This is a genomic window from Alcaligenes sp. PF14 (assembly GCF_037150615.1).
Lineage (GTDB): Bacteria > Pseudomonadota > Gammaproteobacteria > Burkholderiales > Burkholderiaceae_B > Alcaligenes > Alcaligenes phenolicus.
Genome location: NZ_JBAGRS010000002.1, coordinates 446,182 through 463,546, shown reverse-complemented (window position 1 = coordinate 463,546; position 17,365 = coordinate 446,182). Strand labels below are relative to the sequence as shown.

The 17,365-nt window shown below is 54.3% G+C and carries 10 protein-coding genes; 2 read left to right on the top strand and 8 right to left on the bottom strand.

The genetic code is table 11. The features are described 5' to 3' along the window. Positions 1-48 precede the first annotated feature (48 nt). Positions 49-414 (top strand): VOC family protein, encoded by a 366-nt coding sequence (locus WFM49_RS06105; RefSeq protein WP_009454661.1) that lies wholly within the window; start codon positions 49-51, stop codon positions 412-414. A 108-nt stretch (positions 415-522) separates the two neighbouring features. Here WFM49_RS06105 and WFM49_RS06100 read toward each other — a convergent pair whose 3' ends face one another. From WFM49_RS06100 to metE, 5 genes are all read right to left on the bottom strand, one after another. Beyond that, positions 523-2,235 (bottom strand): acyl-CoA dehydrogenase family protein, encoded by a 1,713-nt coding sequence (locus WFM49_RS06100; RefSeq protein WP_336972301.1) that lies wholly within the window; start codon positions 2,233-2,235, stop codon positions 523-525. A gap of 21 nt (positions 2,236-2,256) precedes the next feature. After that, positions 2,257-2,904: a TetR/AcrR family transcriptional regulator gene (locus WFM49_RS06095; RefSeq protein ID WP_035268038.1), complete on the bottom strand. Its 648-nt coding sequence runs from the start codon at positions 2,902-2,904 to the stop codon at positions 2,257-2,259. A 252-nt stretch (positions 2,905-3,156) separates the two neighbouring features. After that, positions 3,157-4,185, bottom strand: a complete 1,029-nt coding sequence (locus WFM49_RS06090; RefSeq protein ID WP_336972297.1) for a methionine synthase — start codon at positions 4,183-4,185, stop codon at positions 3,157-3,159. 29 nt (positions 4,186-4,214) lie between these two features. Beyond that, complete coding sequence (locus WFM49_RS06085; RefSeq protein WP_336972295.1) at positions 4,215-5,192, bottom strand: DUF1852 domain-containing protein; 978 nt, start codon at positions 5,190-5,192, stop codon at positions 4,215-4,217. A 240-nt stretch (positions 5,193-5,432) separates the two neighbouring features. After that, positions 5,433-7,724 carry a 5-methyltetrahydropteroyltriglutamate--homocysteine S-methyltransferase gene (metE, locus tag WFM49_RS06080; RefSeq protein ID WP_336972293.1) on the bottom strand — a complete coding sequence of 764 codons (2,292 nt, stop codon included), beginning with the start codon at positions 7,722-7,724 and terminating at the stop codon, positions 5,433-5,435. Between the two features lie 111 nt (positions 7,725-7,835). Here metE and WFM49_RS06075 point away from each other — a divergent pair, with 111 nt between their 5' ends. Then, positions 7,836-8,747, top strand: coding sequence for a LysR family transcriptional regulator (locus tag WFM49_RS06075; protein WP_254499377.1), 912 nt, complete (start codon positions 7,836-7,838; stop codon positions 8,745-8,747). A 165-nt stretch (positions 8,748-8,912) separates the two neighbouring features. Here the strand turns inward: WFM49_RS06075 and WFM49_RS06070 are convergent, their stop codons facing one another. The 3 genes from WFM49_RS06070 to WFM49_RS06060 all read right to left on the bottom strand — a co-directional run bounded on the left by WFM49_RS06070 (position 8,913) and on the right by WFM49_RS06060 (position 17,345). Continuing rightward, a complete protein-coding gene (locus tag WFM49_RS06070) occupies positions 8,913-10,238 on the bottom strand; it encodes a GNAT family N-acetyltransferase (RefSeq protein ID WP_336972290.1) in 1,326 nt (441 codons plus the stop codon). Between the two features lie 670 nt (positions 10,239-10,908). Then, a complete protein-coding gene (locus WFM49_RS06065; protein WP_336972288.1) occupies positions 10,909-14,259 on the bottom strand; it encodes a DEAD/DEAH box helicase family protein in 3,351 nt (1,116 codons plus the stop codon). Beyond that, positions 14,259-17,345 carry a DNA methyltransferase gene (locus tag WFM49_RS06060; protein WP_336972286.1) on the bottom strand — a complete coding sequence of 1,029 codons (3,087 nt, stop codon included), beginning with the start codon at positions 17,343-17,345 and terminating at the stop codon, positions 14,259-14,261. Before WFM49_RS06060 ends, WFM49_RS06065 begins: the two co-directional genes overlap by 1 nt. Positions 17,346-17,365 lie beyond the last annotated feature (20 nt).

Here is a 17,365-nt window from a genome sequence, read left to right as displayed (position 1 = left end):
AGCATGGTCACCCATAATGATCTGCTCAATCACCTTGTTGGAGCGATCATGAATCACCCAAACCTTTTGCTGCTCTATGTCCAAGACCCCGCCGCCAGCAGCCTTTTCTATGAGAAGCTGCTTCAAAAAGCGCCCGCTGAATCCTTCCCCACCTATGTCGCGTTTGAACTGAACAAGGACCTGACCCTGGGTTTGTGGTCTACCCAGGCAGCCAGCTTTGTATCATCCGGAACTGGGCATCGCTCCGAGCTTTCTTTTTTAGTGGACGATGATGCGGCTGTTGATCAGCTGTATCAAAACTGGGTGACTGCGGGTATCACCATAGAGCAAGAGCCCATGACAGCCGTTTTTGGGCGCACATTCGTTGCACTGGACCCGGATGGACACCGATTAAGAGTCTGCACAGCAGCGTAAGACTGACGCTGCATTACTTGCAAAGCCGTCGGACTTCAAAGAACAAGGGCTATCCCGGACTTGATCCAGATAGCCCCTGCTCACTCCAGGATCTACAAACAGCACAAATCAATCTGTCACCATCGCTCTGCGCATAATTTTCTGCGCGACTGACGAAGATGCCATCACTCCCAAAGTACCGTAATGCGCTCCCCAAGCCCCCACTTCCCCGCCGCTACGCGTACTTAAAAACACATCCACCACTTCTTGAGAGCTATAGCGCAGCAGCTCGGCCGCCTGCAAGACGCGGGCGACGGCTTCGGTCATGGGGCGGGCCAGGAACTCATCCTCGATTGCCGCCCGAACCAAACGCTCAGTGTGCTGTACCAGTGCATCGAATCGCTTGTCTTGCCCGGCCAAGGGTCTGATTTCATTGAAAACCGCCTCCACCGTAAGCGGATCTCTGATCATGGCGCGCCGCACATCCATGCACATCATATTCGCCGTACCTTCCCAAACGCTGTTCAAGGGGGCCTCTCGATACACACGGGCCATGGGGTTTTCTTCAATAAAGCCATTGCCGCCGTGACATTGCAAAGCCTCATTCGCAATGGAGGGGGCGCGCGAGCAATTGAAGTACTTAGCCGCAGGCGTGGCCACCCGAGCCAGCAACCTTTCGTGGTCACTGCTTTGCATCAGGTCAGTGGCCTTGGCCACGCGCAAGGACATCAAGGTTGCCGCTTCCACTTCTACCGCCATATCCGCCAGCACATTGCTCATCATGGGCCGATCGGCAATGGAGGTTCCAAAAGCCTTGCGTGATGTCGTGTGACGCAGGGCCAAGGTCAGCGCCTGTCGCATCAAACCCGCCGAGCCAATCGCAAAATCCAGACGTGTCAAATGCGAGTGCGACAGAATTTCCCGAATACCGCGCCCTTCTTCCCCAACCCGAATTGCCAGCGTGCCCGCATACTCCACTTCACTGGACGCGTTGGAACGATTGCCCGCCTTGTCCTTCAGGCGTTGTACAAAAAAGCGGTTATAGCTGCCGTCCGGCAAGGTACGGGGCAAAAAGAAACAAGTAACACCACCATTGACTTTAGCCAGCGTAAAAAAGCCATCAGACTGCGGCACTGAGCAAAACCACTTATGCCCCCTCAGCTCATACCAATGCGCCGTAGCGCCGTGATAATCCGCGCTATGGGAGAAGCGCGCAGTAGTCTGCGTCTCGCGCAAATCTGAACCGCCCTGCTTTTCTGTCATCGCATAGCCAATGACCACCGAGGGCTTGTCCCCCACTTCGCGACGACTGTATTCGTAGCGCGTCCCGTTGAGCTTGTCCGCCCAGATCGCCAAAGCAGGTTCAGCCTCGAAACCGGCATACGCCGCATACGCCATGCCAGTCGGACAACCCGTACCATGCTCCACCTGATTCCACAGATAGGACAAGACCGCACGAGCGAAGTGGCCGTTTTTCTCTTGCGTACGCCAGCTTAAATTCGGCACCTCGTGCTGCCAGGCCAGGGTCATCAATTCATGCCAGCTGGGGTGAAATTCCAGCCAATCAATCCGGTTGCCGAAGCGATCATGCGTTTTAAGTTCAGGGATATGACGGTTCGCCAAACGGGCCAACTCCTGAACATTTTCATCACCAGCCACCGCCCCCAAAGCCTGACAACGCAATTCGGCCCACGGGGCTTCGCGGCGAATGGCCTCAGTTAAAACCTGATCACCCGTAAAAGCATTGAAACCACTGGCGGGCAAAGCCTGATTCAAAACCTGATGCGTGCTGTAACGATCCTCGGGCGCATTCAAAATGCTGAGGGGAAGCGCTTGGTTCATGGTTGTCTCCGAACTGTTTTTCTAAGGCGTGGCAGAAAGGACTGCCACGCTGGCGCAAGCCATCTGGGCAATCTGGTCAGCCAGCGCGGCCACTTGGCGCTGGTAACTGTCGGTGCCATCGTGCTGCTGACGGCTTAAAGGAGAAAGCGGGCCAATCAGCCCTTCCATGAAACCGCCCACAATGACGGTAGCCGCAATATCGGGCTGCACATCCTGGCGCATTTCCTGGGCATCTTGCCCCATGGAAACAATGGAGTGAATGACCTGGCTGATCGCGGCGCGATACACCAGACGAGCCGCGTCGATTTCCTTATCGCATGGCTCGGCAATCAAGGCATACGCCAGACGAGGATTACGCATGGCGCGTTTTACGAATGTTGAGACTGCGGCATGCAGGCGCAGCATAGAGGCTCCGTCAGCCTGCGCAATGTCCGTGAGTACATCCACCTCCCGCTGAGACACCTGCGACAGCACTTGCGCGAACAACTCGGCCTTGGACGGGAAATAGCGATAAACCGTCCCAGTGGCCATACCCGCCGCAGCCGCCACACTGGCCACCTGGGCTTCCTGCCAGCCACCTTCACTGACCAAAACACGAGCGGCTTCCAGGATACGGCTACGATTGTCTTGCAGACGAGCTTCAACGGCAGGAGTTTGACGATAGGCCATAAAGAAGTGAACCTTGATTCATTACATGAGTGAATCCTAGTTCATTTCTTTATGGTGGACAAGAATTTCTTTAAGCAGAGGTGTCAAAATACTCGCCTACTGGCATTGCAGGCGGCTTGAGAGCATCTGTCATTTAAAGCAACACAATCAGCAGCCCCAATAAAACTGCCCCCAGCAACAGCGATGGCAAAGCCATCAATACTGTTTGCTGGGGGCAGTCTGAAACTAGCTAGCGCGAAGGTATCAAACCTATCAGGCCGACAGTTCCTTGCGAACGATTTCAGCACCGGCGCTCAGGGCGTGCAGCTTGCCACGAGCCACGGCGCGTGGCAAAGGTGCCATACCGCAGTTGGTGGAAGGGTACAGCTTGTCAGCGTCTACAAACTTCAGCGCCTTGCGCAGTGTGTTGGCCACGTCGTCAACGGTTTCAATCACGTTGGTGGCCACGTCAATGGCGCCAACCATCACTTTCTTGCCACGGATCAGTTCGATCAAATCCATAGGAACGTGGGAGTTCTGGCATTCCAGCGAAATGATGTCGATCTTGGATTGCTGCAGCTTCGGGAAGGACTCTTCGTACTGACGCCATTCCGAACCCAGGGTCTTTTTCCAGTCCGTGTTGGCCTTGATGCCGTAACCGTAGCAAATGTGCACGGCGGTTTCGCACTTCAGACCTTCAATGGCACGTTCCAGCGTAGCAATACCCCAGTCATTCACTTCGTCAAAGAACACGTTGAAAGCAGGTTCGTCAAACTGGATGATATCCACGCCTGCGGCTTCCAGCTCTTTGGCTTCCTGGTTCAGGATCTTGGCAAATTCCCATGCCAATTTCTCACGGCTCTTGTAGTGGTTGTCATACAGCGTATCGATCATGGTCATGGGGCCAGGCAGCGCCCATTTGATCGGCTGCGAGGTTTGCTGGCGCAGGAACTTGGCATCATCCACAAACACGGAATTGGGGCGATTGACAGCGCCGACAACGCTTGGAACGCTGGCATCGTAACGGTCACGAATACGCACGGTCTCACGCTTTTCAAAGTCCACGCCTTCCAGATGTTCGATGAAGGTAGTGACAAAGTGCTGGCGGGTTTGCTCGCCGTCGCTAATCAGATCGATACCGGCGTGCAATTGTTCTTGCAAGGACAAGCGCAGTGCATCTTTCTTGCCTTCGACCAGGTCCTCACCTTCCAGTCTCCAGGGCGACCACAGTTTCTCGGGTTCAGCAAGCCAGGAGGGTTTAGGCAAACTGCCAGCGGTGGAGGTGGGTAGCAATTTTTTCATAATTAAATAACCTTGTTGTTTTTGATGAATCAAAGCGCGTAACTGGCTGCCCATTGATCAAGAATAACTTTGTATGGCTTGATAAAACTTTCTTCGGTAAACCGGCCCTGCTCAACCGCCAGACGGCTACGTTCTTCACGATCATAGACAATTTGCGTAACCGAATGATCCGCATTTTTCAGGCTGGGCTGATAGCGCATTCCTGCTGCCGAATTGGCATTGTAAATCTCGGGGCGGTAGATTTTCTGGAATGTCTCCATCGTGCTGATGGTACTGATCAATTCCAGATTCGTGTAGTCACTGAGCAAATCACCACGGAAGTAAAAGGCCAAAGGCGCCACGCTATTTGGGGGCATGAAATAACGAACCTGCAAACCCATTTTCGCGAAGTACTCATCGGTCGGCGAGAACTCGTTTTGCTGGTATTCAACGCCCAATACGGGATGCTGATTACCTGTACGGTGGTAGACCTTGCTGCTGGATACGCTCAGGCAAATCACGGGGGATTTGTTGAAGTTTTCCTGATACAGCGTGGAGTTCACAAAAGCCTTGAACAATTTGCCATGCAAATCACCAAAGCCTTCCGGGGCGCTGAAACCGTTTTTGTTCTTGTTGTGCTCCAGCAGAACCACACTGAAATCGTAGTCACGCACATACGAAGAGAAGTTGTTACCCACAATCCCTTCAATACACTTGTTTTCCTTGTGATCAACGATACTGGTTTTCAGAATTTCGATAGTCGGAAACGTAGAACCATTGCCTTCAACATCAATATCAACAGAGACAATATCCAGTTCAACTGAATAACGGTCCCCATTCGGGTTGTCCCAATGAGCCAAACTATTGAAGCGATTGTCGATCATCTTCAGAGTATTGCGCAGGTTTTGCTGACGGCTTTCACCACGGGCCAAATTGGCAAAGTTAGTGGTGATACGTGTGTTATCGGCTGGACGGTAGTTTTCATCAAAACGGATGCTTTTGATACTGAACGCGAATTCTTTATTCATTTTTATGTATGCCCTAATTTCTGATTTCAATCTCGAATTTATTTTCGAGCCAAGTCATTGGTCTTGAAAAATAAATTCATCTTATTTATGTACACTCTGTGCTGATTGTCTGAGCTGCTTCGGGGGGCTGCACTGCTTGCTCTCTTCTTCCTGGTGAAGCCAGAAAACAGGTTTGAATCAGCCTCAAAAAAGTCCCGGCATTTGGCCGGGACTTTCCGCCAAACTCAGCTCATGATCTGATCAGGCACCTGCCCGCAAAACTTTCGCTGCGGCCACCATATTTGTTAAAGCGGGAATCACCTCAGCCCATTGACGTGTCTTCAAGCCGCAGTCGGGGTTCACCCACAGACGTTCTGCTGGCACGCGCTCGGCGGCTTTTTTCATCAAATTCACAATGTGCTGCTCGGTCGGAATGTTAGGCGAGTGAATGTCGTACACGCCGGGGCCGATCTCATTGGGGTACTGGAAGTTCTCGAAGGCTTCCAGCAACTCCATGTCCGAGCGGCTGGTTTCAATGGTGATCACGTCCGCATCCATATCAGCGATGGAGGAAATGATGTCGTTGAATTCCGAGTAACACATATGTGTATGGATTTGCGTCTCGTCGCCCACGCCGTTGGCGGCGATGCGGAAGCTTTCCACGGCCCAGTCCAGGTAGCTCTGCCATTGCGATTTACGCAGTGGCAAGCCTTCACGCAAGGCAGCTTCGTCGATCTGGATCACATGCACACCGGCCTTTTCCAGATCCAGCACTTCTTCGCGAATGGCCAGCGCCAGTTGCAGGCAAGAGGCCGAGCGAGGCTGGTCATCACGCACAAAGGACCAGTTCAAGATCGTCACGGGGCCGGTCAACATACCCTTCATGGGTTTTTGAGTTAGCGACTGGGCGTAGGTGATCCATTCCACCGTCATGGCTTGAGGACGGCTGATGTCACCAAACAGGATGGGTGGTTTCACGCAGCGCGAACCGTAAGACTGCACCCAACCGAACTGGCTGAATGCGTAGCCGTCCAGCTGCTCACCAAAGTACTCGACCATGTCGTTACGCTCGGCTTCGCCGTGCACCAACACGTCCAGACCCAGTTTTTCCTGCTCACGCACGCTGCGCTCAATCTCGGCACGCATTGCGGCCTGATAGCTGTTTTCGTCCAGACGACCGGCCTTGAACTCGCTACGAGCACGACGGATTTCTGCCGTTTGCGGGAAAGAACCAATCGTGGTGGTGGGGAATGCGGGCAGTTTCAGGAATTCAGCTTGCTTGGAAGCACGCTGTTCGTAAACGCTCTTGCGCTTGCCCAGCTCGGCCGAGATGCGCGCCACCGCTGCTTTCACAGCAGGATTATTCACACGGGGCGAGTTGCGACGGGCAGTCAAAGCGGCCAGGTTATCGGCCAGCTCTGCCTTGACGACATCACGACCTTGGCTCAAGGCTTTACCCAATACACGCAGTTCATCCAGCTTTTGCAAAGCAAAGGCCAACCAGGATTTCACGTCTGCATCCAGCTTTTCTTCGCTGTCCAGATCAACCGGCACATGCAGCAGCGAGCAGGAAGGAGCAATCCACAAACGATCACCCAGTTGCTTGGCGATGGGCTCAACCCAGTCCAGCACAGCGGTCAAATCTGTTTTCCAGATATTGCGACCATTGATCACGCCCAGGGACAAGACCTTGTCGTCACCCAAAAGCTTGAGCAGTGCATCCACACCATCACGATCATTGATGGCATCCACATGCAAACCGGCAACAGGCAAGCTGGCGGCCAAAGCAGCATTTTCCAGCAACTGACCAAAGTAAGTGGCTACCAGCAACTTCACGCCAGCAGCTTTCAGTTGCTGATAAGCGGTCTTGAACGCCTGCTGCCAATCGGCATCCAGCTCGGTAACCAGAATGGGCTCATCAATCTGCACCCACTCCACGTCGGCTTTGGCCAGCGTCTCCAGCAATTGGACATACACGGGCAACAAGCGATCCAGCAGAGCCAGCTTGTTGGATTCATCCTTGGCCTTGCCCAGTGCCAGATAAGTCACGGGGCCAATAATCACAGGCTTGGCCTTCACGCCTTGAGCCTTGGCTTCAGCCAGCTGCTCCAACAAACGCGAGGCATCAAGCTTGAACTGGGTGTCAGCCGTAAATTCGGGGACGATGTAGTGATAGTTGGTGTCGAACCATTTGGTCATTTCACCGGCAGCCACGCCACCGCAGCAAGCGCTGTGATCTTCCAGCCCCTTGGCCGAACGACCGCGCGCTACACGGAAATAGTTATCCAGCTCGTCACCATGAAAGTCCTGCACACGTTCAGGCAAGTTGCCCAGCAAGAAGCTGGCATCCAGCACCTGATCGTAAAAAGAAAAATCTCCAACGGGCACCAGATCCAGACCTGCCTGATTTTCCCAATGACGCTGACGCAGCTGGGCGCCCAGAGCCTTGAGTTCGTCACGCGATGATTCGCTCTTCCAGTAAGACTCCAAGGCGAACTTCAGTTCCCGTTTGGCGCCAATGCGCGGAAAGCCAAGATTATGAATCGTCGTCATGTGCTGCTCTCTAAAGGCCAGTGGATGAATGAATGACTTGCATTGTAGGAAGCCGCATCAATGAAGTAAAATGGTCTTATCTCACCAACCCATGAATATCATTCACGTATCATGTTAGAGCGCATCCACCTGGCCGTTGTGCAGCAAGTTGACAAGCAAGGGTCCCTGACCGCCGCCGCTGCCGTGCTGCACGTTACCCAATCTGCCCTTAGCCACACCATGCGGAAACTGGAGCAGCAACTGGGCACAGAAATCTGGCGTCGCGAAGGCCGTAGCCTGCAACTGACTCAAGCCGGGCAGTATCTACTGGCTGTTGCCAACCGCGTCCTGCCGCAGCTGGATCTGGCAGAAGAACGCCTGGGCCAGTTCGCCCAAGGCGAGCGAGGATCGCTGCGCATCGGTATGGAATGCCACCCCTGCTATCAATGGCTGCTTAAGATCGTCTCGCCGTACCTTAGCGCCTGGCCAGACGTGGATGTGGACGTGAAGCAGAAATTCCAGTTCGGCGGGATCGGTGCGCTATTTGGGTATGAAATTGATCTGTTGGTCACCCCCGACCCGCTTTACAAACCCGGCCTGAAGTTCGAGCCCGTATTCGACTACGAGCAGGTGCTGGTAGTGAACAAGGCCCATGCCCTGGCGAATGTGGACTACGCCAAGCCTAAAGACCTGGACAGGGAAATACTGATTTCCTATCCGGTGGACATAGACCGGCTGGATATCTACAACCAGTTTCTGCTGCCTGCTGGTATCGCCCCCCGACGGCATAAAACGATTGAGACGACGGACATCATGATGCAGATGGTTGCCAGTGGCCGTGGCGTAGCGGCGCTGCCGCGATGGCTGGTGGAAGAGTATGCGGAGAAGCTGGATGTGGTGCCGGTGAGGTTGGGTAAGCACGGCATCGCCAAGCAGATTTTTCTGGGGATGAGGGAGACGGAGACGGTAATTGATTATCTGCAGGCGTTTATGGAGCTGGCTCGGGGGTCTGGGCCGGGTGGACTGCAGTATGCAAACAAGTAGCACATTCCTGATGGCACATTAAAAGCAATGTCCTTCCGAAAAGGCAGCTTTACCTCTGGTGGTGGCGCCCCTTTGCAAAACCCACCGTTCTCAACAACAAGGTACTTTTTTCACATTCCTGATAACGACAAACTGTTCAAAACCCACTCACACAAGCATCCGCTCTCAACAATCAGGGTCAATAACGCCTTCGACATACGCGAGCACCTCGGCTTCATTCTCCGGATGACAATTCATAGGCAGACAATCCTGCCGAAGATCCATATAAAGGCGAATAGCGTTGCGCAACGCCGTGCCGCAGGCTTTAACTGAATGGCTACCCACAGTCGCTGCCATAGCCGTCGCCAAGTCTGGGGCAATCGCTTCGATACGCCGTACGCCCCTCTGATCAGCTCCGACACGACGCATTGCAAGGGGGCCAAGAACTTGGCCCCGCAAAAAGGCGAGCATATCGATTACTTCAAATAACTCGCCACGCCCGAGCTTGGCCGCCGCGTAGTGCACCCACACCCAGAACCTTTCCTCGAACCATTCTGCGTCCTTATTAGGCCAACTGACCGAGCCTTGTGAAAGACGCGCTGCCAGAATCTCGTCCGACTCCCAAAGAATAATAGGGTTCTCGATCCGCTGATCAAGATCGTCAATAATCACAAACTTGAGGTCAACGTGCAGGACAGGCTTGCCATAAAGACAAATCAGGAGCCGAGGCTCTCCCACGTGTTCCCCCGTGAAGGCGTACAGCAGATTGCCAAGCGTATCCGCAAACTGGCGCATGCTGGCGAGCACATCGGTGTAGGCTTCATCACGCACAACAAGGATCAGATCGAGATCAGAATATGCATCCGTGTTCCCGGTGATCGACGAGCCACCGGCAAGCAATCCGATAAAACGACCATCCGCCGCCACGGCATTGATTACGCCTGCAGCGAAGTCTTGCAAGGATGCTTGGGGGAGCATTTTCCGGGAAGGTATCATCCGTTCTTCCCGATTGAAAATTAAGGCCATCAGGATTTCGTCACGATACTCAGGGCCATTTTTCAAAGCACGTGGCTCAACGCCGTACCCCCTGAAGCCATGCTTTTCGTAAAGCCTGAGAGCACCCAGATTTCCTTCCACGACCGTTAACATAATCTGCTCAACATGGTCGCGGCCATAGTCTATTACAGCCCGTAGCAGCCTGCCGGCGATTCCTTGAGAGCGTTGCTCAGGCTCCACGAATACGCCGGACAAATGCCCTTTGTGCGCATCCTTTGGCCCGTCTTCCTGTTTAAAAACCGACAACCCCACGATCTTGCCATCGACATAGGCACCAAATGCCACGACATCGTTAAGCCGCTCAAGGAACGTTTCCGTCGTCTTCTTGACCTCGCACTCGTAAACCGAGCCAAACATGTCCGGCGCCTTCAACAAGGCTGCCAATCGGATGGCGCGAAAATCCTCCACATCAGCCGCCCCAAGCTGACGAATCTGAACTTTACTGACAGAACTCAATTTCAATCCTTGTTTATCCGCACGGAAACTCACATACCCAATCAGATCTTACAGCCTGCCACCATCGTTAAGCTACGCGCTCTAACGGTACGAGCAGTGACTCGCACTTGCTAGCGATTTCCCCTACCCCTGTCATAGCCCCGTGATTTTTGGCTCCGGCGATGATTGGGAAATCACATGAGTTCGACCAGGACTGACAGAGTCCTTCAACGTAAAGACTGAGGAGTCGGCGCCTTGCGGGTGTGGCATCGTAGCGGCGGTACTGCGCAGGAAAAAGAATACCGTGTAGCGTGTCTCCCAGTTCAAAGGCTGGCAGGTGAAGAAAAGCACCACTAGGAACCACAGATCAAGAGCTTGAAAGAGGCCAAACGAACGCTGATAGCGCCTTGGAGCACGTCCTGCCGCCCGTTTCAACAACTTAAGGCTGAGGCCCCGAACGGTTGCTGCTTAGATTGGCCGATAGGTCGTTTTTTCACAGTGATAGTTCCGTAAGGTTTTTGCACAAAAAAAGCCCGCAATTACGCGGGCTTTTCTGCTTTCTATGCCTTGAGTTGCCTGGCTATGCCAGACGCGGGATCACTCCCACTCGATTATAAATAATAGATTTTTATTCTGTAAAAACAACATATTAATTAACATGCAAAGTATAGTTCCATGAAAAATACCATGCTCAAGTCAGGACAGAGAAAAGCTTCTTCAAATAGCCACTAGCACCATCCTCCATGAACAACACGTTGCGGCTTTCCAATTCAGCCTTCTTTGTAGGGTCGCCAACATTAAGCAAGTCAGAAAACTTGGTCGGTGAAAGGACGAAAGCATTCAAGACCAACGGCGCTTCGCCCGCCTTGGTCTGTGCTGCCAACGTTGCTTCCAGGGTCTTCACCTCCTTGTACAGCCCCAGCTTGGGGTGTGACAGGTCGAGATTGCGCAACCCTTTCGGATCGACAAAGGTTAGCCACTGCTTGCCACTGGAATCGTCTACCAGCCACAGCAGGAAGTCCGGATAGAAGTTACCCGCCAACGCAAAGCCCAGACCTTTCTCTTCCCGATCCGCATTGCGCAACAGGTACAGGCTGCGCGGGCCTATCACTTCCTTGCCCTCGCTGGAGTTGTAGAACGCCTCCAGATCGCGGACAAACTCCCATTCGCTCGGCGCGTCAAACGCCAACGGACGCAGCTTCAGCGGCACAGCATCCTTGTCCTCCAACGCCAGCAGCGGGTAGTACAAGTGCCGGTCGAAGCTTATGGCCACCATGTGCGGCGCGTTCCATTTGCTTGCCTCGCCGATCTTTCCGTCTGCCACCAGCTTCTTCAGCACTTCCAGCTTTTTCTGATACTCCACTCCGTCATCGCTGTTCTCGATCTCGAACTGGTACAGCTTGAGCATCGACCCGTGGTCTTCGTCGATGTGGGTGATGTCGTAGAACTGGCCTTCGTAGCCTTTCTTCAAAGCGTTATAGAAACGGTCGGTGTAATCGGTTAGTAACCGCAACAGAATTTCTTCTTGTTTGCGGATGTCGGCGAAGGTTGTCACGTTCAGTTCTGTGGCTGGGATGAACAGCGTGTACCAATCTTGCGTTCCGGAGCAGAAGTCGATCAGCTTCTGCCGTTCCAGCCTCAAGTTGCTCCAGCTGCGCTGCAGCTTGTAATCCTGCAAGGCCAGATAGACCCGATCCCAGTTGAAAGCCGGGAACAATGTCTGGTTCAGTTTGCCCTTGTTGCGGGCTTCCGTCGTGGGGGCTGTGCCCTTGTCCTTGCTGGACAGCGCCTCGACGCGAGGGTACAGATCGAGCACCACGTGGGGGGGCTTGATCTTGCCCTGGAACTGAGTGGGAACCTCATACAGCCACGGGAAGTGCGTGCGCTTGAACCCAAGTTTCTGGTTGTCCTTGTAGCCATCCTTCAACGCCAAGGTCTTGAGCTTGCCCTTGGGAAGGTTGGCCCGCGTCGGGAAGTCCAGCTCCAGCACTTCGTCATTGGGCGTGATGCCTTCCTCGCGCAGGTAGTCTTTGAACGCAGCCATGTAGCTGGCGCGCACGCCGAATATGTTTAGTGTCTCCAGCTTGTCCAGATGCACGCCTTTGGGCCTCTCGTGCGGCAGGCTGCGCTTGAGCGAAAAACCCTTGCCCTTCAAGCGCACACCACGACCGAACAATTGAATGATCTGTGAGCCCTCACCTCGTCCCATATTCAGTAGGCCCATAGTAGATACGCGCCAACTACTCCAGCCTTCCGTGAATTTGCGCGAGCCGATCAGCACGTTGAGGCGGCTGTCCTTGTTGTTCAGCGTGCCGAACAGCGCGCCGCCGAAGTCGTCGCGTTCGCTGTCGAAGGTATCGGTGCTCTCCGCTAAACCGAAGAATTTTGCATCATCGCCGATATTGATAAGGCCGAAGGGCTCGGCATCGCCCACGCGCAACGCCAGCTCACCTTTGCTGCTCTTGATGTTGACCAGCTTCAAACGTTGGCGGGCCGAGGCATTGAACACGCGCAACAGGATGTCGGCGTACAGCTCGTCCACACGACCGCTGAAGCCCATCAAGGGTGTGAAGCGCCCGCTGAAGATGTTGTTGCCCTTGGCGTCCAGAATCTGCGCCTTGTCGGCAATCAGGTCGGTCAGCCAGCTCTTGATCTGAGCATCGTTGTTCAGGAAGTCGGCGAGGAAGTTCACCACTTCCAGGATGTCCGACTCCTCGCCTGACACCGTGTTGCCCACGAACACCCACAGCGGCTTTTCGATGTTGAAATCAGCCAACTTGTCGCGGTGCGTACTCCACAGCCAAAGCTGCTGGTAGTAGGCCAGCAGGCAGGCGGTGAAATACTTGCGCGCGTTATCCGCCTGCTCGTAGGCCTCGCCATTCATGTTGAGGATCAGCGACTCTTTGCCGTAGCCGTCCTCATAGAAAAATTTGTACGAGTAATCGAACAGGATGCACTTGGCGTAAATCTCGCGTGTCGCAGTGACTCGCGCACGGCGCTTGTCTTCAGCGGTTAGTGCAAGGGCCGGATCTGATTTGGCGGAAGCAAGGTTGAAGCGCTGTCCGGGGTAAGCCAGCTTCCATTTGGACTTGAGACTTTCTTCTTCGGCCTTCTCGACGATCATCCCCTTCGCCACCGCCTGCCCGAAGGTGGCCGAGTACTCGAAGGCAAAACCACCGCGCACCAGCGCATCGCGCCGCGACATCCATGCGCCCGCTGCCGTGCCCGTGCCGCGATGCCCTTCATCCACCAGCACCAGGTTGTTGCCCTCGAAGGCATCCACGGCGACAGTTTTGTCACCCATCTCATCGCCCAGCTTGTTGATGTCGATAATTTCAATGGTGCCACGCGGCGGCGTCTGCGCCTTGTTGAAGAACTGTGAAAACCCGAAGCCGGATAACTCCAGCTCTTCCAGATGCTGTCGGCTCAAGCCTTCGTTGGGCGTAAGTAAAATAATCTTGTCAGGGTAATGGCCCGAAGCACCCGCTTGAAAGTAGTGCAGGTACTGCTTGATATTGACGTGCAGCAGCAAAGTTTTGCCACTGCCGGTGGCATTCCAGAAAGCAATTTTGTTTAAATCATCTGCTTCGAAATCCCGGAATGGTTCCGCGCCCGCTTCGGTGCGGTAGCGAGCCATTTCCTTGTTCAGGCCATCAAGCAAATCCTGGCGACGGTTAAAGTACCAATCCAGATACAGCTCGGTGAACAGTAGCGAGAGGTACTGGAAATACTTCATCTGCAGCTCAAAGCCCTCCAGCTTGTTGCGCTGGGCGGTGATGGCCTGCCAGTGGGCGACGATGTTCAGGTCGTAGCGCAGCAGGTCGGCCTCGGGCACCTTGTTAGGATCGAACAAGCCTCGGACCAGTTCGTGGAAGAACTTGGTCTGGCCGTCCTCGTCGATGCCCTCGAAGCGGTCATCGCCCAAGCGCATCTTGAGTGCCGCCAGCGTGCCGCCCTGAAAGAACCCCAGTACCCAGCGGTTCAGCACCAGTTCCTGATGGAAGCTGCGCTTTTTCGGTTTCGGTTTTGCTGCACGTGCCATCAGACATCCTCCACCGAGAACATGCGCTCCAGAAACTCCGGCTCGATCTGGCGCAGCTTGAGCACGCGGGTCGCACCGCCTTCCTCTGCGGTCTGCGTCAGCACGGTGGGGATGTTGTGGTCGCCGTTGATGTAGACCACGTCAAACTCGTTGTCCGCCGGGTTGATAGTCAGCTTGTCGCAGAGCTTGCTGATGCCTTCGTAGTCCAGCACATCGCAATCGCGCCACAGTACGAGGCAGGTCTCATTGCTGGGCAGGATTCCGGTGACCGTGACGAAGCCGCGCTGCGGCTGGGTATCGATATGCTTTACCCGCAGGCCGATCAGGTAATTGAAGGTCTCGACCAGATCGATCTTCTTGCGCTCGTAAGCCCCGGCGGAATCGACGGCGATGTTGAGGGTGTAATCGAAGGGCTTTCTGAAATCCTCCACCGACAGCAGCGAGCCCCGGCTTTCCACGTCCAGCATGTAGTGCAGCAGGTAGTCGTCCTTGGCCTGCTGCGGCAGCGTGCTCAACAGATCGCTCTGCGCGGAAGTGCGGCGCAGTTGCAGGTTGTTAAGGGTATCTTCGTAGCTTTCGAGCTTGATGACCCTTAAGCAGTGAGAGATGCCAGTCTCTGGACTAGTCGCCTTCCCCTCTGACCAATCAGCGGAAAAGACGATTTTTTCAATTCGCGGTTTCAAGACAGTATCAAAGTAATCACCTTGTTCAACCATTACATACGAAAGGTCAAGATTTTCTTCTCGATTCAAGGAAATTACCGCATGCGCGGTAGTTCCAGACCCCGCAAAGAAGTCCAGAACTGTGCCATTTGATCTGCAATTCGCCGCAACAATCGCGTGTCGAACCGTGTATAGGGACTTGGGAAACGAGAATCCATTGCCGGGAACGATGTTCTTCAGCAAGGTGCTCCCATACTCAGCCGCATTGAACTCAGCGTCGCTCCAGACTGTCCTGTAGGACTCCTTGTCCTTGGCTAGGTTTATGGAGGGCAGCCCGTTTCTTCCCGTCTTAACTTCAAGATTTTCAATAATCGCCTCGACAGATTGTCTTGCGTAGCGCCATTTGCGCTCCAATCCATCTGTCGATGATATCGGCCACACCGCCAGAACCCCATTGTCGCTCTCAGTGCACGCACTGCTCGGGTGAAAACTGTCATCAGGAACATCTCCGAACCCGATGACCGCTCCGTTCTTAACGAAAATTGGATAGAAACAGTTCTTCGCTGTGTGCCGCTCTGATTCACCGCCAGTCTTCATCAGCGGCTTAGACTTTGAATCATCAAGACTGCGCTTTCCTAGCAGCTTCCCTTCAGGCCTGAAAAATATCGCCGACTCGTTTGTTACAGAGAACCCACTACCCTGAATGCCACGCGGGTTGTGGATCACGCTGATCTGCGTCGTATCGCCGTCTGAGAACAGGTCTTTCATCAGCAGGGACAGATGCTCCCTCTCGTTCTCATCGATTGCCACACAAACTGGTGCGTCGGGGCGCATAAGCGCTTTCGCTCGAGACAGCCGGTTCTCCATAAGCGTGATCCAAGAACCATGCTTGAAGCCATTTTTGTAGGCTATTTCACTCGTTGTTGCGTTATATGGAGGATCGATATAGACGAAATCAATAGTGCCTCCCATCCGATTACTCAATAGAGCAAGCGCTTGGAAGTTGTCCGCATTGACGATGGTGCCTCCAAGGCAATTATCGAGATCATCGATGCAAGCCATAAGTCGCTGCTTGAAATCATCAGTGAATAGCGCGGTATCCACCATCCGATACGGTGCAGCCTTCAAGTCCTCCACCGTACCCGGTGCATCGCCATCCCAAACCCCCAACTGCTTCCACCGCGCCCATTGCCTTTCATTGGTCGCAATCTCCAAATACAAATCTTCCGGCACTCGATCCAACGTGATGCAATAGTGGGTGGAGACGACAAACTTCTTTTTTAGCCATAGCTTCTTCTGGAAATCCTCCAACTGGGCTAGGAAAGTAATCAGCTCCAGCGCGATGCTGCGCAGGCACTGGATCATGCGAAGGTTCTTCTCGATGTCGGCAAACGCGCCCGCGTTCTGCACATCGTCGAGATGCATGACTTCATTCTTGATGTAGAAGTCCAGCTCGCGGCGCAGGAAACCACCCAAGTCCTTGTGGATGAAGTAATCCGCCGTGTTCTTGGTGCTGTAGTCGGTGAGGTGCTTTTCCAGCAGAGTGCGCTGCGGGTTTTTCTCGGTAGGCGCGCGATTACCCAAGGCCAGCCAGCGGGCCTTGACCGCCGCATCGCCCAGAATGGCTTCGACGGCCTTGGTCACCAGCGCTTCCTGCTTGGTGCCCTTGGGCTGGGCAGCGTATTCGAAGCGGATGATGAGTTCCTTGCTGCCGTCGGCAGTGGTCACTTCTTCCACGGGCAGAATTTCTTCTTCGTACTCGTCGCCTTGATCGTCGATACGGGTGACGACCTTGTGCTCGGCGAGAACGAAACGCCGTTCCTTGTCATTGTCCTTGCGGTTGTCCTTGGCGGTATCGGCAGCCACCAAGCGGAAGTGCACGGTGCGGCCGTCTTCGAGCTTGAAGCTGTAGTTGCTGAAGTTCTCGCCACTCTTGGTGTAGTACTGGTCCTTGTTGGCCCAGTGGAGCATGACTTCCTCGCCGCCGTAGGGAATGGCGTAGGTGTCGCCCTTGTAGCGGCGCTGGCTGATGAAATCGCCGTCCTTGTAGTAGCGGGAGAAGAAGGTGAGCAGGTGCGAGAACAGGGCGTTTTCGTGCTCGCTGGCACCGGTGCTGTACTGCGCCAGCTTTTGGCGCAGCTCTTGCACTTTCGGGACGGTGGCCGGATCGATGCCGTCCGCCTGGTATTGCGCTTCCTTGTCCTTCAGTTCGCGCGCCACCTGCTCTTGCTGTGCAGCGCCACCTTGGCTAAGTGCGGCTTGTACCTTCTCGGCCAGCCGGTTTTGCAGGTAGTCGTTGATCTCGCCCGCGCGGGCGTTGAGGATGCGGTAGATGCCGAAGTCGAGTTCCGGGCGGTCGATCTGGAAAATCTCGCGCAGCTTGGCGACGAGCTCCTGGAATTTGGGGTTCTGTTTATTAGTCATGGCTTGCCCTGATCTTTGGG

Bases quoted from the DNA above. Each gene is read 5' to 3' on its own strand.
- WFM49_RS06105 (WP_009454661.1), top strand. From the start codon at position 49: ATGAATCACCCAAACCTTTTGCTGCTCTATGTCCAAGACCCCGCCGCC.
- WFM49_RS06100 (WP_336972301.1), bottom strand. From the start codon at position 2,235: ATGAACCAAGCGCTTCCCCTCAGCATTTTGAATGCGCCCGAGGATCGT.
- WFM49_RS06095 (WP_035268038.1), bottom strand. From the start codon at position 2,904: ATGGCCTATCGTCAAACTCCTGCCGTTGAAGCTCGTCTGCAAGACAAT.
- WFM49_RS06090 (WP_336972297.1), bottom strand. From the start codon at position 4,185: ATGAAAAAATTGCTACCCACCTCCACCGCTGGCAGTTTGCCTAAACCC.
- WFM49_RS06085 (WP_336972295.1), bottom strand. From the start codon at position 5,192: ATGAATAAAGAATTCGCGTTCAGTATCAAAAGCATCCGTTTTGATGAA.
- metE (WP_336972293.1), bottom strand. From the start codon at position 7,724: ATGACGACGATTCATAATCTTGGCTTTCCGCGCATTGGCGCCAAACGG.
- WFM49_RS06075 (WP_254499377.1), top strand. From the start codon at position 7,836: ATGTTAGAGCGCATCCACCTGGCCGTTGTGCAGCAAGTTGACAAGCAA.
- WFM49_RS06065 (WP_336972288.1), bottom strand. From the start codon at position 14,259: ATGGCACGTGCAGCAAAACCGAAACCGAAAAAGCGCAGCTTCCATCAG.
- WFM49_RS06060 (WP_336972286.1), bottom strand. From the start codon at position 17,345: ATGACTAATAAACAGAACCCCAAATTCCAGGAGCTCGTCGCCAAGCTG.